Origin of the sequence: Pantoea sp. RIT-PI-b, assembly GCF_001187905.1 — a bacterium.
In the GTDB taxonomy this organism is placed as follows: Bacteria; Pseudomonadota; Gammaproteobacteria; order Enterobacterales; family Enterobacteriaceae; genus Pantoea; species Pantoea nemavictus.
The window spans coordinates 54,381-75,181 of sequence record NZ_LGIS01000018.1; the positions used below are offsets into that span (position 1 = coordinate 54,381).

Annotated in this window: 18 protein-coding genes; 8 read left to right on the top strand and 10 right to left on the bottom strand. The window is 56.0% G+C overall.

Annotated elements, in window-relative coordinates; genetic code table 11:
- Positions 1-246: 246 nt before the first annotated feature.
- A complete protein-coding gene (locus AC790_RS11850) occupies positions 247-1,269 on the top strand; it encodes an alpha/beta fold hydrolase (RefSeq protein ID WP_049851909.1) in 1,023 nt (340 codons plus the stop codon).
- A gap of 48 nt (positions 1,270-1,317) precedes the next feature.
- Here AC790_RS11850 and AC790_RS11855 read toward each other — a convergent pair whose 3' ends face one another.
- The 3 genes from AC790_RS11855 to proP form a co-directional block, all read right to left on the bottom strand.
- Positions 1,318-2,292: a sensor domain-containing diguanylate cyclase gene (locus AC790_RS11855; RefSeq protein ID WP_007889869.1), complete on the bottom strand. Its 975-nt coding sequence runs from the start codon at positions 2,290-2,292 to the stop codon at positions 1,318-1,320.
- Positions 2,293-2,400: 108 nt separating this feature from the next.
- Positions 2,401-3,378 (bottom strand): porphobilinogen synthase, encoded by a 978-nt coding sequence (gene hemB, locus AC790_RS11860; RefSeq protein ID WP_007889868.1) that lies wholly within the window; start codon positions 3,376-3,378, stop codon positions 2,401-2,403.
- Positions 3,379-3,494: 116 nt separating this feature from the next.
- Entirely contained in the window at positions 3,495-5,000 is a 1,506-nt protein-coding gene (proP, locus tag AC790_RS11865) for a glycine betaine/L-proline transporter ProP (protein ID WP_049851910.1), read from the bottom strand.
- Positions 5,001-5,357: 357 nt separating this feature from the next.
- Here proP and AC790_RS11870 point away from each other — a divergent pair, with 357 nt between their 5' ends.
- The 3 genes from AC790_RS11870 to AC790_RS11880 all read left to right on the top strand — a co-directional run bounded on the left by AC790_RS11870 (position 5,358) and on the right by AC790_RS11880 (position 7,215).
- Complete coding sequence (locus AC790_RS11870) at positions 5,358-6,158, top strand: hypothetical protein (RefSeq protein WP_049851911.1); 801 nt, start codon at positions 5,358-5,360, stop codon at positions 6,156-6,158.
- Positions 6,151-6,621: a hypothetical protein gene (locus tag AC790_RS11875; RefSeq protein ID WP_049851912.1), complete on the top strand. Its 471-nt coding sequence runs from the start codon at positions 6,151-6,153 to the stop codon at positions 6,619-6,621. The genes AC790_RS11870 and AC790_RS11875 overlap by 8 nt, the downstream gene beginning before the upstream one ends.
- 111 nt (positions 6,622-6,732) lie before the next feature.
- The gene (locus tag AC790_RS11880; protein WP_049851913.1) at positions 6,733-7,215 is read left to right on the top strand and encodes a hypothetical protein; all 483 of its coding nucleotides are present in this window, start codon (positions 6,733-6,735) and stop codon (positions 7,213-7,215) included.
- On the opposite strand, the gene AC790_RS11885 is transcribed toward AC790_RS11880, so the two are convergent.
- Both AC790_RS11885 and AC790_RS11890 read right to left on the bottom strand, forming a co-directional pair.
- Positions 7,204-8,163, bottom strand: a complete 960-nt coding sequence (locus AC790_RS11885) for a D-2-hydroxyacid dehydrogenase family protein (protein WP_049851914.1) — start codon at positions 8,161-8,163, stop codon at positions 7,204-7,206. The genes AC790_RS11880 and AC790_RS11885 overlap by 12 nt on opposite strands.
- Positions 8,138-9,742, bottom strand: a complete 1,605-nt coding sequence (locus AC790_RS11890; RefSeq protein ID WP_049851915.1) for an EAL domain-containing protein — start codon at positions 9,740-9,742, stop codon at positions 8,138-8,140. Before AC790_RS11890 ends, AC790_RS11885 begins: the two co-directional genes overlap by 26 nt.
- A gap of 239 nt (positions 9,743-9,981) precedes the next feature.
- On the opposite strand from AC790_RS11890, the gene AC790_RS11895 reads away from it, so the two are divergent.
- Positions 9,982-10,746, top strand: coding sequence for a class II aldolase/adducin family protein (locus tag AC790_RS11895; protein WP_049851916.1), 765 nt, complete (start codon positions 9,982-9,984; stop codon positions 10,744-10,746).
- Positions 10,747-10,757: 11 nt separating this feature from the next.
- Positions 10,758-11,708 (top strand): ABC transporter substrate-binding protein, encoded by a 951-nt coding sequence (locus AC790_RS11900; RefSeq protein WP_049851917.1) that lies wholly within the window; start codon positions 10,758-10,760, stop codon positions 11,706-11,708.
- A gap of 91 nt (positions 11,709-11,799) precedes the next feature.
- Here AC790_RS11900 and AC790_RS11905 read toward each other — a convergent pair whose 3' ends face one another.
- The 4 genes from AC790_RS11905 to AC790_RS11920 form a co-directional block, all read right to left on the bottom strand.
- A complete protein-coding gene (locus AC790_RS11905) occupies positions 11,800-12,846 on the bottom strand; it encodes an AI-2E family transporter (RefSeq protein ID WP_049851918.1) in 1,047 nt (348 codons plus the stop codon).
- A 192-nt stretch (positions 12,847-13,038) separates the two neighbouring features.
- Positions 13,039-14,688, bottom strand: a complete 1,650-nt coding sequence (locus tag AC790_RS11910; protein ID WP_049851919.1) for an iron ABC transporter permease — start codon at positions 14,686-14,688, stop codon at positions 13,039-13,041.
- 2 nt (positions 14,689-14,690) lie between these two features.
- A complete protein-coding gene (locus AC790_RS11915) occupies positions 14,691-15,677 on the bottom strand; it encodes an ABC transporter substrate-binding protein (RefSeq protein ID WP_161804878.1) in 987 nt (328 codons plus the stop codon).
- Entirely contained in the window at positions 15,655-16,368 is a 714-nt protein-coding gene (locus AC790_RS11920) for an ABC transporter ATP-binding protein (protein ID WP_049851921.1), read from the bottom strand. The genes AC790_RS11915 and AC790_RS11920 overlap by 23 nt, the downstream gene beginning before the upstream one ends.
- A gap of 229 nt (positions 16,369-16,597) precedes the next feature.
- Here AC790_RS11920 and AC790_RS11925 point away from each other — a divergent pair, with 229 nt between their 5' ends.
- Positions 16,598-17,821 carry an MFS transporter gene (locus AC790_RS11925; protein WP_049851922.1) on the top strand — a complete coding sequence of 408 codons (1,224 nt, stop codon included), beginning with the start codon at positions 16,598-16,600 and terminating at the stop codon, positions 17,819-17,821.
- A 226-nt stretch (positions 17,822-18,047) separates the two neighbouring features.
- On the opposite strand, the gene AC790_RS11930 is transcribed toward AC790_RS11925, so the two are convergent.
- Positions 18,048-18,863, bottom strand: coding sequence for a TIM barrel protein (locus tag AC790_RS11930; protein ID WP_049851923.1), 816 nt, complete (start codon positions 18,861-18,863; stop codon positions 18,048-18,050).
- Positions 18,864-19,286: 423 nt separating this feature from the next.
- Here AC790_RS11930 and AC790_RS11935 point away from each other — a divergent pair, with 423 nt between their 5' ends.
- Entirely contained in the window at positions 19,287-20,792 is a 1,506-nt protein-coding gene (locus AC790_RS11935; protein ID WP_049851924.1) for a CoA-acylating methylmalonate-semialdehyde dehydrogenase, read from the top strand.
- The last annotated feature ends 9 nt before the right edge of the window (positions 20,793-20,801 follow it).

Genomic DNA, 20,801 nt, shown 5'->3' on the forward strand with positions numbered 1-20,801 from the left:
TTCTGATTATTTGGCTTATTTATTATTTGTCATCAAGACTGGTCTTGTTTCCCGTGCGCAAAACCGTTTGCGTGTTGTTCTGATGTTGAATATTTATCGTAATAACGGACGTTATTATTAACTCAAATTTTTCATAGTGTTGATGGGCTAAATGTAAAATTTACATCCCTCTGCGGCACACGCCATCAATACGTAAAACGGATTAACGTGTCAGACTGAAGGTTTTCTCTGTTAAGGAAGGGCAATATGGGTTTTCGTTTTAAGACAAAACAGTCACTTGCCGTTATTCTGGCCACGGTGGCGATAGCCAGTACTGCACCTGCGTTCGCCGCCAATGTGTATGGCGAACAGCTGGAAGGCTTCCGCTATCCCTATCCACTGCAGCACTTTTCCTTCTCTTCGCAGCAGCAAACGCTGAGCATGGGCTATATGGACGTTAAGCCTGAGCAGCAGGCCAATGGAGCCACCGTAGTACTGATGCACGGCAAAAATTTCTGCGGCGCCACCTGGGACGACACCATCAAAGCGCTGAGCCAGAAAGGCTATCGTGTGATTGCGCCGGATCAGATTGGCTTCTGCAGTTCAACCAAACCGGCCAACTATCAATACACCTTCCAGCAGTTGGCGCAGAACACCCATCAACTGTTGCAGCAGCTCGGCGTCGAAAACGCCATCATCATTGGGCACTCAACCGGCGGTATGCTGGCAACGCGCTACGCGCTGATGTATCCCAGGCAAACGCAGCAGCTGGTGCTGGTGAACCCTATTGGTTTAGAGGACTGGAAAGCCAAAGGCGCGCCGTGGCGCTCGGTCGATCAGTGGTATCAGCGTGAACTCAAACTGGACGCGGCGGGCATCAAGAAGTACGAGCAACAGACCTATTACAGCGGCCAGTGGAAGCCGGAATATGACAAATGGGTCGATATGCTGGCAGGTTTGAACGGCGGGCCGGGGCACAAGAAAGTGGCGTGGAACTCGGCGTTAATCTACGACATGATTTTCACTCAGCCGGTCTATTACGAGTTTAAAGATTTACGCGTCCCAACCACCCTGATGATTGGTACCGCCGATACCACGGCGATTGGCAGTGATATTGCGCCACCGGAAGTGAAAGCGAAGCTGGGGCATTACAACGTCCTGGGTAAGCAGGTGGCGCAGATGATTCCCGGTGCCCGTTTAATCGAATTCCCGGGCATGGGACATGCGCCGCAAATGGAAGAGCCGCAGAAATTTAATCAGCAATTGGTTGAGGCGCTGACGCGTAAATAGCGGCCAAACGCAATGATTATGAGGTCGCCACGGTTGGCGACCCGCTTGTTATACGCTCTGCTGCTTTTTGCCGTTTTTAGCGGCGTACATACGCTCATCGCTGCCTTCCAGCAGCTGCTCCAGCGATTGCGGATGGTCGGGATCAAACTCAACAATTCCCGATGAGAAGTGCAGAACGTAGCGACGATCCAAATCCTGGGTTTGCTGCTGCAGGAACCGATCAAAGCGCGCCAGCACGCCTTCGGCATCGGCTTGCTGCAAGCCGTTAAACAGCACCACAAACTCATCGCCGCCCAGGCGGGCAAAGATATCCGCATGGCGGAAGCTCACCTTCATGGCATCAGCAAAATCCATGAGCGCACGGTCGCCTTCGCGGTGGCCGAGCGTATCATTGATGGCTTTAAAGCGATCGAGATCGAGGAAGGTCAGGCTGGCGGGTAACTGCTTCACCTGGCACTCATTCAGCGCCAGCTGGCCGAGCGTCATAAAGCCGCGGCGGTTGGTGATTTGCGTCAGCTCATCGGAGGTGGCGGTCTGAAATGCGACCAATTCCGCTTCCGCCATGGCAGCCAGATCGCGCAGGGTATGGATATCGTCAGCGTCAAACTCGCGCACATGATGGTCAATCAGACACAGCGTGCCGACTTTAGCGCCAGCGGGCGTGCGCAGCGGACAACCGGCGTAAAAACGTATCGGATTGTCGTTATCTTTCACCAGCGGGTTGTCGCAGAAACGCTCATCTTCTAAGGGATTTTCCACCACCATCACATCGTCTTGCAGAATGGCATGGCCGCAGAAGGAGGTATTGCGCGGCGCGGTGGCAGCACTCGGTCCAGCGATGGATTTGAACCACTGATGGTCCTCTTCCATTAAGCTCACGAGCGCCACCGGCACGCCAAACAGACGACGGGCAAGGCGGGTTAAACGGTCGAAACGCTCTTCTGCCGGCGTATGCAGAATGTTGAGCGCACGTAACTGGGCCAGACGATGTGACTCGTCCGCAGGCAGTGCAGGTGCTTTCATCGCGTTACTCTTATTAATTATGGAATTACGACAACACTGGTGTTTTTGCCACACAGGCAGAAAGCGCCGGGCAGTGGCTGCGATAACCACTGCCAAGCGTAACGAGGATCAGAGCATTTTTTGCTCGGCGAGATCAAGGGCAAAATAGCTGAAAATGAGATCGGCGCCGGCACGTTTAATCGCACCGAGGCTTTCCAGAACCACATTGCGTTCGTCGATGGCACCGGCCTGCGCGGCGAATTTAATCATCGCGTATTCACCGCTAACCTGGTACGCAGCCAGCGGCAGCGTGGTGCGCTCGCGGATGTCACGCAGGATATCGAGGTAGGCTCCGGCCGGTTTGACCATCAGGGAATCAGCGCCTTCCGCTTCATCAATCAGCGACTCACGAATCGCTTCGCGGCGGTTCATGGGATTCATCTGATAAGTCTTACGGTCGCCTTTCAGCGCGGTACCTGCCGCTTCACGGAACGGACCGTAGAAGGAAGAAGCGAACTTGGTGGAGTACGACATGATAGCGGTATCGGTGAAGCCGGCAGCGTCCAGCGCCTGACGGATCGCTTTTACCTGACCATCCATCGCGGCAGAAGGTGCGATAAAGTCCGCACCGGCCTGCGCCGCCACTACCGCTTGCTTACCGAGGTTGATCAGCGTTTGGTCGTTATCGACGCCGTGATCGCACAGTACGCCGCAATGGCCGTGGCTGGTGTATTCGCAGAAGCAGGTATCGGACATCACGATCATTTCCGGCACGGTGTCTTTGCAAATACGCGACATACGCGCCACCAGGCCATTTTCATTCCAGGCATCGCTGCCGGTGGCGTCGGTGTGGTGTGAAATGCCAAAGGTCATCACAGAACGGATGCCCGCTTTGGCAATACGCTCGATCTCATACGCCAGTCGTTTCTCAGGAATACGCATCACGCCCGGCATGGCGTTAATAGGCACGTAGTCATCTACGCCCTCTTCGACGAAGATCGGCAGCGCCAGATCGTTCAGGCTCAGGTTGGATTCCTGGAACATTTCGCGCATTGACGCGCTTTTACGCAGCCTTCTTGGGCGCTGGATAAGATTAAATTCAGACATGCTTGACAACTTTTGCAGGTTAAAAAAGTGGCAATAGTTTACCCCTTTTCACGGCTGCGGATGAAGGATTGTGTGCGGAAACGAAAACTCCCGCCGGGCGGCGGGAGTGGGGAAGATTACTCGTTGATGTCCGGGTGCTGCTGCACCAGGTTTTTACGTTTCGCCTCAAGCTTGGCGATCTCACCATCAATATCTTCGATTTTCTGCTCGATGTTGTCGTGATGCTCCTGCAGGATTTCACGCGCCTCTTCCATGTCCGAGGCCGCCGGTGTTGCGCCGCGCAGCGGCTTGTTGGCGGTCTCTTTCATGTAGATACCGGTGATTAAGCCAATCACTGCCACCACCATCAGGTAGTAAGCCGGCATATACAGATTGTTGGTGGCTTCAACCAGATAGGCAGTCAGCGTTGGCGTTAAACCGGCAACCAATACCGAAATGTTGAACGCACTCGCCAGCGCACTGTAGCGGATGTGCGTCGGGAACATCGCAGGCAGCGACGAAGCCATCACACCGGTAAAGGCGTTGAGGATCACCGCCATCAGCAGCAGACCAGCAAAAATCAGGCCCAGCACGCCGCTATTGATCAACATGAAGGCCGGAATCGCGAAGATGAACAATGCGATGCTGCCGATGATAACAAACGGACGACGACCAAAGCGGTCACTCAGCATCCCCATTACCGGCTGCACAAACAGCATACCCATCATGATGGCGATGATAATCAGCACACCGTGATCTTCCGAGTAGTGCAGGTTATGCGACAGGTAGCTCGGCATGTAGGTCAGCAACATGTAGTAGGTCACGTTGGTGGCGATCACCAGACCGATACAGGCCAGCAGGCTTTTCCAGTGTTTAGTCGCGATCTCTTTGAACGAGACTTTCGGGCCATCGCGCAGACCTTCGCGGTCACCCTGTTCCAGCTTCTCAACGTGCTGCTGGAACGCCGGGGTCTCTTCCAGCGCATGACGCAGATACAGACCGATAATACCCAGCGGCAGCGCGAGGAAGAACGGCAGACGCCAGCCCCATTCGAGGAACTTCTCTTCACCAATGATAGTGGAAATCAGGACCACGACGCCCGCACCCAGCACGAAGCCGGCAATGGAGCCGAAATCAAGCCAGCTGCCCATAAAGCCGCGCTTACGGTCTGGCGAGTATTCGGCGACGAAGATTGAGGCGCCGGTGTATTCACCGCCGACCGAGAAGCCCTGCGCCATTTTCGCCAACAGCAGCAGCACCGGTGCCCAGATGCCAATCGAGGCATAAGAGGGTATCAGGCCGATACAGAAGGTACTGATCGACATGATGACAATGGTGATGGAGAGGATTTTTTGACGACCGTATTTGTCGCCCAGCATACCGAAGAACAGGCCGCCCAGCGGACGGATCAGGAATGGCACCGAGAAGGTTGCCAGTGCGGCAATCATCTGAATACCTGGCGTTACGTCCGGGAAAAACACTTTACCCAGCGCATACGCCACAAAGCCATAAACACCAAAATCAAACCACTCCATCGCGTTGCCCAGCGAAGCCGCGGTAATGGCTTTACGTAAACGGGAGTCGTCGATAATTGTGACATCATCAATCCCGATAGGTTTTACACGCTTCCTACGTAGTTTCATGCAGTTACCCTGTATTGGAATTCGAAAAATCCTCAACGCTGCGGACTCAAAGAATGCTAACAGTCCGCGGCGTTGAGAAAATTAAAGCATAGCCGTGAAATAACGATTTTCCCTGGCCTGCCTGGCAATTATTAGGGGGGTAATGATTGCCAACCGCGACAGAGTATACCGATTTTGTGTGATATTTGTCATGTTTCCGCCATTAACTGTCTATTTTTTAGCTAATGCTGTGGCTTATAGCGTGTTTAAACGAGTCAAAAAAACCAGCTAAATCTCGTAGTAATTTGCGGTAAGCGTGCGCCAAACGCTGAAACTACTTATACTTGCGCCAATTGCTTTTTGGAAATCAGGATCCGCATGGCGCGCTTTGTTTTGTTTGCCAAAAGTCTCTGTTTTGATGCCAAACAACAGGTGTTATATCCGCTGAATTCTCCCGCCCAGCGCGTGGCGCTGACGCCTTTGCAAAGCGCCATGTTGCATCGTGTGGTTAACGCGCAGGGGAAGCTGGTGCGCAATCAGGCGCTGCATGTGCTGTTCCAGCGTGAAACCTCGGATGCTCCCTTTGCCGAGCGGCTTACCGTTGCCATCATTGAGATCAATCGTCTGGCGCAGCTGGCAGATGCTCCGGGTCCGTTGATTCATCATGTGCCGTTAATCGGCTGCGTGCTGGCGGAGCAGGTGGATGTTGTGCCTGTCGATGACGATGCGCCTTCTCTTCCGGCCGCAGAAACAACGCCAGTGGCGTCGCCCGAACCGCTGACGAAACCGCCGCTAGTAAAGAAAAAATCCTGGCGACTGCGCGGCGTGCTGGCGGCGGCGCTGCTGCTCAATGCAGGCCTGGCATTGATGGCACGCCAGGAGTTTGTGCCAACCGACCATGAAGGTACGCGCTACAAATCTTATGGGCAGGAGCAGCAGACGCAGGTGTTTATTACCGAAAGCCTCTCCGCAGATTCGTACGTGGTGAAAGATGCACTCACCCGGTTCCGTGCCTTAAAACCTCACTTGCCCGATGGCTCCGTCCCGCAGTTGTTGTACATCAACCGCTCGCGCACCCGCGTATTTACCAGCGCCTTCCTCTGCGCTAAACCGATGGCGCAAAAGAATAACGAATGCATGTCGTGGATGGTTTTTTTCCAGGAGTTACCGGATGCGTAAATCTTTGCTGGGCAGCGCTATTTTTGTCGCCTTTATCTTGCCGTGGGCGCTGGTATTGCTCATTCGTCCCGCTGAGCCGGTGCCAGAATGGTGTGAGTTTCCCTACCGCATTGATAATGAAGGAAAGCCAGCAGGAACGATTGAGGCGACTTCACGTAATCGCTATAAAGCCGATGGCAGCGGCAGTGCCATGCTGCTTGGCACGGTAACTTCAAGCGATAGCCACTATCGGCTGCACCGCATCTCCAGCGGCACATGGCATCGCCAGGGGGATTTCATGCGGGTCTATACGCAAAAAGTCCAGGTCATGGGCGACGATACCTTACCTGCGGCCCTCGCACCCATCATCCTTTTCACCTCGGCCCGTGAAGCAAATAATGATTTTTATCAGATGTATCAACTGCCGAATGGTGACCAAATAATCAATTATGCTGGTATGCCGCGGCTTTATTGCCATACCTGATTGTTGCGCAAATAAATAAGAAAAACTTACCATTAAGCGAGGCGGTAACCACTGCTTGCCAGCTCTAAAACATTCAGTAATACTCTGCCGCCTTGCTTTGGTGGAGTGTTCATGTCGAGGAAAAACGCCCAGCTTTTTGAGAATCCCTGGCTATCAATGATTGACAGTGTAGAAAGGAATCTTATCAATCTTGTGCCTGCGGCACCGCGTACGGCTGCCGTTCCTGCTGCCTCGATCGAATGGATAAACTGTGGTGAGCGTGCGGATGCGCAGCTGGCATTACTGGCGCAACAACCGGATGAGCTGTTGCTGCGCCTGAAAAGCTGGCGCCAGGCGGGATTACTCTCCAGTCAGGCGCTGGAAAGCGTGCGCCAGCTACAACGGCTGACGCAAACCAGCATCGCACGCAACCAACCCATCACGCAGCTTGATGAATATCAACAGCTGGTAGGGCAATTAACGCCCACGCTGGAACGCATCAACCAACGTCTTAACGCGCAGCGCGATCTGCCAACCAGCGCACTGGCGGAAGACAGCCTTGAAGTGGCACTACGCATTGCCGAAAAACGTCGCGCGGGCCGCTCAGAGCAGTGAGCGCAGCGGCGCACCCGTTAACCATCCCTGAATATCCTCCACCGCCTGGGTAAAGTAGCTGTGATAGTTACTGTCGGCAACATAGCCGAGATGCGGCGTGGCCAGCACATTAGGTAGCTGGCGCAATGGATGATCCGCGGGCAGCGGCTCCTGTTCAAACACATCTAATCCCGCACCGGCCAACTGTCCGGATTGCAGCGCGGCGATCATCGCGGCTTGATCGACAATACCCGCGCGCGAGGTGTTAATCAGCAGCGCGTCCGGCTTCATCTGCGCCAGCGCGGCTTCGTCCAGCAAATGGCGCGTACGATCGCTAAGCACCAGATGGATCGACACCACATCACTTGTATTCAGCAGCGCAGTCAGCGACGGCATGCGTTCCACGCCGCACTCTGCCGCGCGTTGCGCGGTTAAATTTTGGCTCCATGCGCACACCTGCATGCCAAACGCCTGCGCCACTTTGGCCATTTCGCCGCCAATTTTACCCAAGCCGAGTAAGCCCAGCGTTTTGCCATGCAGGCTCATCCCTAAGGTGTGCTGCCACGGCCCGTTGCTGCGCAGCGCCTGGTTCTCCGGCACGATGTGACGCGCCAGTCCAAGCAGCAATCCCCAGCTGAGCTCCATCGGCGCGGCGCTGCTGCTGGCGGTGCCGCATACCGCGATATAGCGTTCGGCGCAGGCATCCAAATCAATTGAAGCATTGCGCATGCCGGAGGTGACCACCATTTTCAGATCAGGTAGGCGGCCAATGAGCTCGGCGCTGAGCGGCGTGCGCTCACGCATCACCACCAAAATGTCAGCATGGGCGATTTTCTTAACCAGTTCATCCTGGTCGGCGTAATGTTCAGTGAGGGAAGTGGTGTGAACCAGCGGTTCGAGAGACGCCCAATCGGCAAGCGTTAGGGCGACGTTCTGATAATCATCAAGAATGATGCAGTTCAGGTTCATGATGTTCCTCAACGAGAATCGGCTGGTGCCCATGCTCATTGAGCCAGGCAAGTAGCCGGTCATTATCCAATGGACGGGCATAATAGAAGCCCTGAATAAATATCACACCACGCCGGCGTAAGTACTCAAATTGTGTCGCGGTTTCGACGCCTTCACCGAGCACATCCAACTCCAGCTTGTGGCACAGATTAATAATGGCATCCAGCACCGGCGTCTCAATCTCGAGGCCTTCAATGGCGTTGATAAAGCCGCGATCGATCTTCAGGTAATCCAGCGGGAACTTCATCAGATACGTCAAGGAACAGTGGCCGGTACCGAAATCATCGATCGCCACTTTCATGCCCTGCGCGCGCAAATGGCGCAGTTTCTCGGCCACCATTTCGCCATCTTCAATCAGGCTACGTTCGGTCAGCTCTAGCGTAATGGACATCTGTTTATCTTTAATGCGCGCCGCAAATAGCTCGATATCTGCCACAAAATCAGCATGCTGCAAGTGTTCCGCTGCCAGGTTCAGCCCGATATGAAAACCAGGTTTTACCTGCCAGCTCTGAATATCTTCGGCCATCAGCTCCAGCAAATGCTGCGTCAACGGCACAATCATTCCTTCAGTTTCGGCAGCGCTGATAAAGATATCAGGGCGAATCATCTCACCGTTCGGCAGTTGCCAGCGCAGCAGAGCTTCTGCACCGGAACAGGCCTGTAACTTATTGCTGTAAACCGGTTGATAGTGCACTGAAAACTGGCGGGCACGGATGGCGCGGGCAATCTCATCGTGCCAGGAGATGCGGCGACGCAGCCAGTTAGCGGTGAGGATCATCAGCAGAATCGAGAAAATTGCCGCCATGGGCAGGAAGATGAACAGCGCCTGACGCCAGGCTTTGAGCAATTCGGAGGCGGGCGCCGTAACAGTAACGCTAATTGGATAGCGGCTGGATTCGGTCTGGAAGGTCTCGCTTTGCAGATACAGCTCAGGTGTGTTGTCGTTTGGTCCGCTGCTGATCACCGTGCCGCCGCTAAACTGCAGGCTCATTTGATAATCGCGCGATTCGCCAATCGCGTGCATAAAGTCCAGCAGATATTGGCCATCAATCACCGCCCAAAAACCGGTGGTATCCGGCAGCTGACGAACAAAGACTACCGCCGGACGATTGGGCACGCCCACCGTACCGCGCACCGAGATGCTCCACCAGGCTTTGCCGGTAATCGGCGGCGGCTGCATCATCATTTCGGTCAGCGTGCCGGGCGCCAGGCCGAAGGCGGAAGAGCAGCTGATATCATCGCCTTTCAGCATGCCAATCGAGCGAAAATAGGGATTAAGCGTGCCGGCGCGCTGCAATTTGTCCTCAATCTGCGCACAGGATTGGTAATGATACTGGCGCAATTCGGTAATCATATCCCACGCAGTGTCGCTCATCTTTTCGGCTTGGGTGAGCAACGCATTGGCGGTGGAAATCTGCTGCTGGCTGACGGTATGGCGTGCTTCGATGGCGGTACAAAGGATGCCGAGCACCAGCGGTAATAATCCGGCGCAGATAATTAATAGCCAGCCAAAATCGCGATTTCGTTTTTGCGGAGGCACCAGGCATTCCTCGGTCGGTTAAAGCAGTTGAAAGCAGGCAAACAGCGGCGTCAGCAGCATACCACTTTCATCGGGCGCTGCATGTTAGCGATTTAAGAATTAACCGATCTGATATAGGTCAATTATCAACCTCACTTTGCGTTTAATGACAATGTTTTGCCGTTATTGGCATTTCCCAGCGGCAAAATCGCTATGCCACGATGTTAGGCAAGCATATTGACCTGAAATGAGGAACGGAAATGAGCACTGAAACACTGGATGTCGCGTCATTACGGCAGCGTATCAGCGAAGGCGAATGGCAGGCGCGCGTGAAGCTGGCTCAGGCCTATCATCTGGCGGCGAAACTGCGCTGGACCGATCATATCTACACCCATTTTTCCCTGCGCGTGCCGGGCGATAAGCCGCACTTTCTCATCAATGCTTTTGGCCAAACCTTCGATGAAATTCAGGCGGAAACGCTGGTGAAGATCGACATCGACGGCAACATTATTGACGACCCAACCGGGCTGGGAATTAACCTTGCTGGATTTGTTATTCACAGCGCGATTCATCGCGCGCGTCCCGATGCGCATGCGGTGCTGCATACGCACACGGCCGCAGGCATTGGCGTTTCGGCGCAGAAAAATGGCCTGCTGATGATTTCGCAGCACAGCACCCGTTTTCATAATCGCCTTGGTTATCATGATTATGAAGGCATCGCGCTGGATCTTGATGAGCAGCAGCGCATCGTCACCGACCTCGGCGATCGCAACGCGCTGATTCTGCGTAATCACGGTTTGCTGACCAACGGCGGCAGTATCGAAGAGGCGTTCTATAACCTCTATTATCTTGAGCGTGCCTGCCAGGCCCAGTTGGCGGCGCAATCTGGCGGCGCGCAGCTGATCATCCTGCCGGATGCGGTCGCCGAGAAAGCCGCCCAGGCATTTGATAACAGCATCCGTAATCACAAATATCAGCTGCACTGGGATGCTTACATCCGCCAGCTCAACCGCAACGCACTCTGAGAGCTGACCTGATGAAATGGATGAAACCGGTGGTTGCTGCGCTATTGCTGTGCGCGGCGTTTGGCAGCCAGGCCGCGCCTGATTTGAGTATGGTCACGCTGGTGCTGGGCGATCAGGCGCGCAATCTGCGCTCGCTGATCGAAGCGGCGGATGTGATGAAAGATGCGCCCTATCAATATCGCTGGGCGAACTTCCAGGGCGCTGCACCGCTGTTTGAAGCGCAGCGTGCCGGCGCGGTTGATACCTCCTACGCCGGAGATTTGCCGGTATTGATGGCCGCATCGGGCGGCGTGCCGCTCAAAATCATCGCCACCAATGTCGGCGATGGTGGTTCGAATGGCCTGATCGTCCCCGCCGATTCGCCGATCCACAGCGTGAAGGATTTGGCGGGCAAGCAGGTGGTGGTGTCATCGGCGCGCGGTAGTATCTCGCAGCACTTGTTGTATGAAGCGCTGGAAGAGGCACAGGTGCCGCGCGATACGGTGCCGGTGCGCTTTGTGTTGCCAACCGACGCCAGCGCAGCGTTCAATTCTGGACAGATTGCTGCGTGGGCGACCTTCGATCCTTATCTGGGCATTGCTGAGCAGCACGGTGCGCGCCTGCTGCGTGACGGCAAAGGGCTCACCACCGCGCTGTCGTTTGTTACCGCGACGCAAAGCTCGCTTGACGATCCTGGCAAGCGGGCGGCGATTGCCGATTTTACGCATCGTCTGGCCAAAGCGCGCGCATGGGCGCTGGCCCATCCGCAGCAGTATAACGCGGTGTATGCGCAGCTAACGCGGCTGCAACCGGCGGATGCGCAGCAGATTACCGCGCGAATTTCACACGGCGTGCGCGGCGTAACGGCGGATGATGTGGCGAAAGTGCAGAAGGTATCGGATCTGTTCAGCGAGTTGAAAATCTTGCCAAACAAAGTCGATGTCCAGGCGATTACTGATAACAGCGTGTTCCAAACGCACTGATCGAAAACCGCGCGATAAATCGCGCCGCTACGGAACCTGTGCAACCATTTGTAGCGGCGCAATTTATTGCGCAATGTGTTGTGAAAAGGCGTTATCGCGCCCGTTTACCCGGCCGCCCATTACCCAGCATAATCGCCAACCGGCTACCGCCCGGCGTGGTCTCCATCAAAATCTTGGTCACGCTGGTGAGCGGCACCGAGAGCAACATGCCAACCGGGCCCAGCAGCCAACCCCAGAAAATCAACGACAGAAACACCACCAACGTTGAGAGTCCCAGCCCGCGCCCCATCAGTCGCGGCTCGAGCATATTGCCAAACACCATATGAATTGCACTGAACAGCGCGGCCACCAGCATGGCGTCATAAATGTTGTTCAGCACCAGCGCCTGAATAAACGGTGGAATGCCGGCGATGATCGGCCCGATGTTAGGGATAAAGTTGAGGATGAACGCCACCACGCCCCAGAACAGCGCAAACTTCACGCCGAGCAGCAGCAGCGACAGCCAAACGGCCACGCCGGTAATCAAGCTCACCAGGGTTTTCAAGGCCAGGTAGTGCGTCACCCCTTTTAGCGCGCGGTGTAAACCGGCAATACGGATCTGCGGATTGACCATCGCGTTACGCATTTTGTAGGGCAGATGGCGCACTTCAAACAGCATAAACACCACCGTCAGAATCAGCAGCAGCACGTTGGTCATCGCGCCTGACAGCTGCGTTAATATGGTGGTGGCCATATTCATTACTACGTTGGGATCGAGGCGTGCCGCCAGCGCATCGGTAGAGATGTTGATGTGAAAACGTCCGGCGAAGTGCTGAACCACAGCGAGCTTCTGTTCCAGCATGGTACGAATTTGCGGATAGGTATCGCTGAAATCACTCGCCGAGCTGGCGAGCACCGCGACCAGCAGCAGTAACACAATGAAAATCACCGTGATCACCAGCGTAATCGCCAGGCTGCGCTTGACGCCGCGGCGCATCAACATCGTCACCAGCGGATTCAACACAATCGCCAGGAAGCTGGCTAATAAGAAGGGCACCAGGATGTCCGAGGCGGCGCGAATGCCCGCCAGAATAATCACCAGCATCGCCAGTTTTACCAGGATGTTCTGGCCAATTTTTTCCTGTAGCAGGTTATTCATTCTATCTCCTGAGACATATTTTGCTCAGGCAAGTGTAGCTGATTAAAATTAACTCTCTGTATTTTAAGATAAAGAGAAAGCATCCATTTCGTAACATTCGTAGCGGCGCAATTTATTGCGCATTACTTAGTTGGGCGTGGTGCCTGCATTGATGTGCGCGATAAATCGCGCCGCTACGGTATCTGCAGCTATTCATTTTCCCTGACGCCTCAGCAATGCGGTGGCCGCTAACATCAAACTCAAACTGGCGAGCAGCGTTAAGGTCGCCATCGCCATGCCTTGCCCCACAGAGCCCTGCTCGAACTGGCGCCAGATAAAGATCGCCACGGTTTGTGTGCCGGCCGGTGCCAGCAGCAGCGAAGTCACCAGCTCGCGTGAGGCCACCGCGAACACCATCATCATTGCCGCCAGCAGGCTGGGTGCCACCAGCGGCAGCACAATCAGGCGCAGCGCCTGCAGGCGTGAGGCGCCATGCACGCGCGCGGCCGGTTCCAGCGTCGGGGCCAGCTGGCGCAATGCGCTGCTGACATAGCGCACCGGCCACGGCAGCAGCAAACAGCTGTACGATAACAGTAGAATAAACATCGTGTTATAGGGCGAAACTGGCCAGAAACCGCGATTCCACAGCAGAATTAACCCCACGCCAACCACCACGCCGGGCATCGCGGCAGGCAGCAACGCCAGACCATCCATCATCGCCAGCATGCGGGTTTTGCCTTCCGATACGCGCCAGGCGATGAGAAACCCGAGCGCGCCGGTCAGCAGCGCCGCGCCGAGCGCCAGTCCTATGCTGGTGGAGAAGGCGGCCAGCGCATCGCCCTGTTGGCTAAACAGCGCGCCAAAGTGGCGCAGCGTCAGGTTATTGAGCTGTAATCCGCCGGAGAGAGTATTTAGCAGGCCGCTCAACGTCATAGCACCCAGCGGCAGCACCACCGCCAGCAGCAGCGTGAGCACAAACGGCAGCAGCAGCAATATCTGCCAGCGACCGACATGCGCCAGTTCCTGATTCACCGGTTTGCCGCTCACCGCTGTCACATCGCTGCTGCCGGTCAGTTTGCGCTGCAGCAACCACGCCGCGAGCGCTATCACACTCAGCATCAGCGACAATGACGCCGCGCCGGGCAGATCGATAGGCCAATCGGCGAGTTTGGTTTCAATGCCAACGGTCATCAGCGTCAGCTTCGCCTGCGCGCCGAGCGCGGCGGGCACGCCGTACTCCTCAATCGCCAGGGTGAACGCCAGCAGCACGCCGCCCGCCAGCGCCGGTAACGTCAGCGGCAGCGTGATATGCCAGAAGCTGCTCCACGCCGATGCGCCGTGCACCCGCGCCACCCAGGCGAGGCGCTGTCCGCTCGCCAGCAGCGAACGTGACACCGCGAAATAGACCACCGGGAAGATGTTCAGGGTCATCACCAGAATCATACCGCTGCTGCTAAACAGCAGGCTGGCGAAATGAATACCGGTAAGTTGTTCAATGTAGCCGTTGCGTTGCAGCGCCAGCGTCCATGACAGCGCCACGATATAGGGCGGCGTGAGGAAGGGGATCAGGAACAGCAGATCCCACAGCGCCGCGCCCGGCAGGCGGAACAGGCCGCGCAGTGCGCCGAGCGGTAAGCCCAGCAGTAAACTGCACAGCGCCACGCCGCCGCCGATTTTCAGCGTGCCCAGCCACATGGAGAGCAGCTGCGGATCGTCCAGCAGCGCCGGTAAGGTACTCAGAGCGCCATGCCAGCTGCCTGCACTAAAGTGTGGAAACAGCGCCTGCAGCACGATAAACAGCAGCGGGAGCGCCACCAGCAGCAGTAACGCTAGCAGAATCAATCCGTTCAAGGCACGGGACATTGTTATTGCCCGAACAGCGCGCCGAAGCGCTTCAGGACTGCCGAGCGCTCGCTGCTGCCGTCCTGCTGGGTCGGTAACAGCTTAATCTCGGTAATCAGCGGACGCTGGGCTTTGATATCGGTACGCGCCGGCATCAGCCAGGCTTTCGCCACCTGTTGCTGGCCCTCATCCGACAGCACGTAATCAACGAAGGCTTTGGCATCTGCGGCGTGCTGGCTGCTTTTCAGAATCATCATCGGACGCGGTGCCACCACGGTGCCGTTCTCCGGGAAGATCACCTTCACGCTCTCGCCCTGCGCAATGTTGTTATAGGTGACGTAATCGACCGCGCCAAACACCGCCGCCTTGGCGCCTTGCAGCACCGGCGTTACCGCCTGCGCATTCGGACCGCTCATGACCATGCCGTTAGCTTTCAACTGGTCAAACAGCTGCCAGGCTTTTTCGCCTTCGCTATTTTGCAGGCCAATCAGCAGATCGAGTGACGCACCTGACAGCGCCGGATCCGGCGTGGTGACCTTGTCTTTGAAGGCGGGTGCGGTGAGATCCTGCCAGGTTTTTGGCTCTGGCGTGTTGCTTTGCGTATTCCACACGATGCCCAGCGCGGAGATGCCCTGCGCCACGTAGTGGGCGGTTTTGAACTGAGCCGGTACGTTCGCCGCGTTGGCGCTGTGGAACGGCAGCAGCCAACCGCGCTGTTGCAGATCTTCGGCGGTATCCCACGAGGCTGAGATCAGCACATCGGCCTGCGGATTGGCCTGCTCGGCTTCCAGGCGCGCCATCACTTTACCGGTGGTGGCCTGGAAGATATTCACTTTGATGCCGGTTTGCTTTTCAAACCCGGCGGCGAGGCTTTTCGACAGCGATCCCGGACCGGCGGTATACACCGTTAACGCCTGGGCATCGTTCATCATCATGGCGGAAGTCAAAATCATCGCGCTGATGGCTCCTTTCTGGCTAATGGCTCGTTTAACTGACTTGAGAGATGGCATTGCGGTCCCCTGAGAGGTGAGTAACGGAAACAATCTGGCCCTGCGCCAGGTGAATGATACGGTCCGCGAGGGTGTTGGCTTCCTCGCGATCGTGCGTAACGTAAACGGCGGTGATGCCCGCCGTGCGCAGCAGATCGGCCATGGTGTGAACCAGCGTTTCACGCAGGTCGCGGTCAAGGTTGGAAAGGGGTTCGTCGAACAGCAGAATCGCCGGTTTCGCGACCAACGCGCGCGCCAGCGCCACGCGCTGCTGCTGGCCGCCGGAGAGCAGCGCCGGTTTACGATCGCCAAAATCAGCAAGGCCAACCTGCGCCAGGGCGGCATCGGCCTGTTGATGTGCGACGGCTTTTTTTATGCCGCGCATGCGCAGCGGGAAGGCGACGTTCTGTGCCACCGACATATGTGGCCACAGCGCGTAATCCTGGAACACCATGCCAAGGTTACGCTTCTCTGGCGCGTCACAGTGGCGCGCCGACGCCACGCAGCGTTCACCGATCCACAGCTCGCCCTCTGTCGGTTGCAGTAAGCCTGCCAGCAGTTTCAGCAGCGTGCTTTTGCCACAGCCGCTCGGGCCGAGTAGCGCCAGGATTTCACCGGCGGGAATCGTCAGGGAGAGATCGTGCAGAATAGTCAGGTTACCCACCGACCATCTGAGATTTTTCAGTTCAATAGGCAGCGCCGCATGCGTCATCGGCCACCTCCGGCAAGAGAGTAGGCGTTGCGCACGCGCGCCTGAGGGGAAATCAGGAGCGTCATCAGATTGTTATCCTCTTTGGGATTTGATAGGGGGCGAGTCTACGAGCGCGATATGACGAAATGATGACCGTAAAACTGGGCATTTCACTGATGCGCTGTACGCCAAATGACGTATAGTTATCCTTCTGTTATAAAAATTCCGTCACCCACGAGCGCAATCACTCATGCCTGACCTGCCCGCCACCGCACCTGAAAATGGCCGTTTCCGCCTCAATTTACTGATCCTGTCCATCGTGAAGTTCAACTTTGCCAGCTATCTCACCATCGGCTTGCCGCTGGCGGTGCTACCGGGTTTTGTCCATGACGGGCTGGGTTACAACGCTTTCTGGGCCGGATTAGTGATCAGCCTGCAATACATCGCCACGCTGCTGAGTCGTCCGCACGCAGGGCGCTTCGCCGATCTGTGGGGACCGAAAAAAGTGGTGGTGCTGGGGCTGGTGGGCTGCTTGCTGAGCGGCATCTGTATTCTGCTGTCGGCGCTGAGTGAAGGGCAGGGCGTGCTGAGTTTGGTGTTGCTGTGTCTGGGCCGCGTAATTCTGGGCGTAGGGCAGAGCTTCTCCGGCACCGGCACTTCGCTGTGGGGCGTGGCGCGCGTCGGTTCGCTGCATATCGGTCGGGTGATTTCGTGGAACGGCATTGTCACTTATGGCGCGATGGCGATCGGCGCGCCGCTCGGCGTGGTGATTTTCCGCAGCGGCGGTTTGCTGCTGCTCTCCAGCATTATCATCGCCATTTGTTTGCTGGCGATTGCGCTGGCGCTGCCGCGTGCGCCGGTAAAAGGCAGCAAAGCCAAGCCGCTGCCGTTCCGGGACGTGCTGAGCAAGGTATACGGTTTTGGCCTGATTCTGGCGATGGGGTCCGCCGGTTTTGGTGTCATCGCCACCTTTATCACGCTGTTCTATCAGGATAAAGGTTGGGATGGTGCCGCCTTCGCGCTGACCATGTTCAGCGCCGCGTTCGTTGGCACGCGCCTGCTGTTTCCCAATGCCATTAATAAGCTGGGCGGATTACGCGTGGCGAGTATCTGCTTTGCGGTGGAGGCGATTGGTCTGTTTCTGGTGGCCGGTTCGTTCGATCCGTGGATGGCGAAGATGGGCGCATTCCTCACCGGCGCGGGTTTCTCGCTGGTGTTCCCGGCGATTGGCGTGGTGGCGGTGAAAGTGGTGCCACAGCAGAATCAGGGCAGCGCGCTCGCCACCTATACCGCGTTTATGGATTTATCCCTCGGCATCACCGGGCCAATCGCCGGTTTCATCATGAGCTATGCCGGCGTGTCGCTGGTCTATTTCCTCACCGCGCTGCTGGTGTGTTTAGCGCTGTTCTGCACGCTGCGCATGATCAAAAGAATGCCGGAAACCGCCACAGTAGAGATTAAAGAGAACGCGTAAATGTTCTATATAACTCAGGCACAATAACTCAGGTATCCCTTAAATAATTTACGTCAGAGCAAGGCGGCAAGCGTGAGAATCCCCAGGAGCTTACGCCCGTAAGTGACTGGGGTGAGCACGCGCAGCCAACGCAGCTATCACGTAAATTATTACGGGGATAAAAAAGGGCCTCCGACCGAGGCCTAACACTAGCAAAAGTGTCTAAAAGACACAGATAAGGGTTCTTTCAGGCTTGCAGCAATTCGATGCTGTGGCGAATCTGGCGCTCAATCTCTGCGGTGTTCCACGTCTCCAGTTCCGACGAAAACGGCTCAAACGCGTAGATCCCTTTGTAGCCGAGTATCTCCAGACGTTTCACCTGCGCCACGCTGTTGAGTACGTCGTGGTCGCTGAGCATGATGCGTTCTTCATCGGTCAACTGCGCCGTTGGGCGGGTGTCTTCCACGCCGGAAAGATGCACCAGGCCAATGTAATTAATATCAATCTCCTGCGGGAACTCGTGCTCGGCGTTCTCATACAGGTGGTGATGGAAGGTATCGAGCAGCACGTTGAACGGGACGTTTGCCTGCTGAATCAGCTTTTGCGTCTGCACCGCCGAGCGCAGTGAACTCACCGGGAAACCCAGCGGTTCCACCAATCCCTGAATGCCATACTTCTCAAAGCGCGGTGCGAGCACCTGCAGCGCTTCCAGCGTCTGCTCGGGCGTAACCTCAACGCCTTCATTGAGCGGACACATCACCAGCGCCTGCGCACCCATGGCGTGCGCTTCTTCAAGCAGCGCATCGGCTTTGGCCAGCAGCGTGTCATCGGCACGATTGAACGGGTAAAGCGCGTTAATCGTCACGATCTCAATATGATACTTATCCGTCAGCGCCCGCAGCTCGGTTACGCTGAGATCATCGGTTACCTTGCCGCTCGGCATATCATTACGCAGTTCAACCTTGCTTAATCCTAAGCGTTGCACCAGCTGAAAGAAGGCTTCCAGCGACAGCTGAGGCGCGATTTTACGGTTAATACAGAAACGGGTTGGATCGATGGCCATTTGCGGCTCCTGTAAAGGGTACGGATAAGGTGCTGCAAAGAGAACATTTATTTCATAATTGTTGAATTATGAAATATCAGATATTGGATCTGCCTCGCAAAAATTTCATATTTCGTTTCGCGTTACATGTTGATGCAGGATTTCAGACACAATTTCTCTGCTCACAACGGCTTAGCGACGGTGTGATTTGGTAAGGGCTTATCGCCCGCAGGGAAGCGCTACAGGCTGATTTTTACCTGACTGTCAGCGTACAGGGAAAAAATGCGATCCATGCCGCTAAAAGGAAATTTTCCAAAAAGAAGTATTTGAAAAATTTATTTCATTGCTATAGCTTCATAGCACGCTTTAAGTATTGCCTGCACACGCAGCGTTGCGGTTTGAACCGGCTGCCTGCAGGGAACTTCACATCTAAGAGGCAACGACATGACTATCGTAGGAAACTTTATCGGCGGCAAAATTACCCACAGCGCCAGCAATGAAACCATTCCCGTGTACGATCCGGCGACTGGCAAAGTTGTGCGCGAACTGACGCAGAGCACCTCTGCTGAAGTGGAGAAGGCGATTGAAGTCGCTCACGCTGCGTTCCCGGAATGGTCGAAAACCGCTCCGTTACGTCGTGCCCGTGTGATGTTCAACTTTAAAGCCTTGATGGAAAAGCATCGCGAAGAGCTGGCAGCGCTGATTGTTTCTGAGCACGGTAAAGTGTGGTCGGATGCGCTGGGTGAACTGACGCGCGGTATTGAAGTGATTGAATTTGCTTGCGGTATTCCGCATCTGATCAAAGGTGAAAACTCACCAAGCGTGGGCACCGGCGTAGATAGCTACTCGTTGATGCAGCCGGTCGGCGTGGTGGCGGGCATCACGCCATTCAACTTCCCGGCGATGGTGCCACTGTGGATGTTCCCGATCGCGCTGGCGTGCGGCAACACCTTTATCCTCAAGCCACCGGCGCTGGATCCGTCAGCCTCGGTGCGCATGGCCGAACTGCTGAAAGAAGCAGGCCTGCCAGATGGCGTATTCAACGTGGTGCATTCGTCTAATGAAGATGCCGAGCAGTTGTACAAAGATCCGCGTATCGCGGCAGTCAGCTTCGTTGGTTCTTCCGGTGTGGCTGAGCACATCTACAAAACCGCCAGCGCCCACGGCAAACGTGTGCAGGCATTCGGCGCGGCGAAAAACCACGCGATCGTGATGCCAGATGCCGACCTCGATGCCACCGTGAACGCCATTATGGGCGGCGCGTTTGGTTCTGCCGGTGAACGCTGCATGGCGCTGCCGGTGGTGGTTGCGGTCGGCGACGACACGGCCGACAAACTGATTGCCCGTTTAACGCCGCTGATCAAAGCGTTGCGCGTCGGTCCTGGTATTCAGAAAGGTGCCGAAGAGAATGAAATGGGGCCGGTGGTGTCTGCTGCGCACCAGAAGAAAGTGCTGGGCTACATCGACAAAGGCGAGCAGGAAGGCGCGAAGCTGGTGGTTGATGGTCGTGGCATTCAGGTGGCCGGCCATGCCGAAGGTTACTACGTGGGCGGCACGCTGTTCGACAACGTGACGTCAGAGATGACCATCTGGCGCGAAGAGATCTTCGGACCGGTGCTGAGCATCATGCGTTCCACTGATTTCGACAGCGCACTGCAACTGGTTAACAGCCACGAATTCGGTAACGGCAGCGCCATCTTCACCAGCAATGGCCACACCGCGCGTGAATTCGTGCAGAACGTCGAAGCTGGCATGGTTGGCGTGAACGTACCGGTTCCGGTGCCAATGGCGTTCCACAGCTTCGGCGGTTGGAAGCGTTCGGTGTTTGGTGCGTTGAACGTGCACGGTCCAGACGGCGTGCGTTTCTACACCCGCATGAAAACCGCTACCGTGCGTTGGCCGAGCGGTCAGCAAACCGTATCTGAGTTCAGCATGCCGACGCTGGGCTAATTTCGCTCA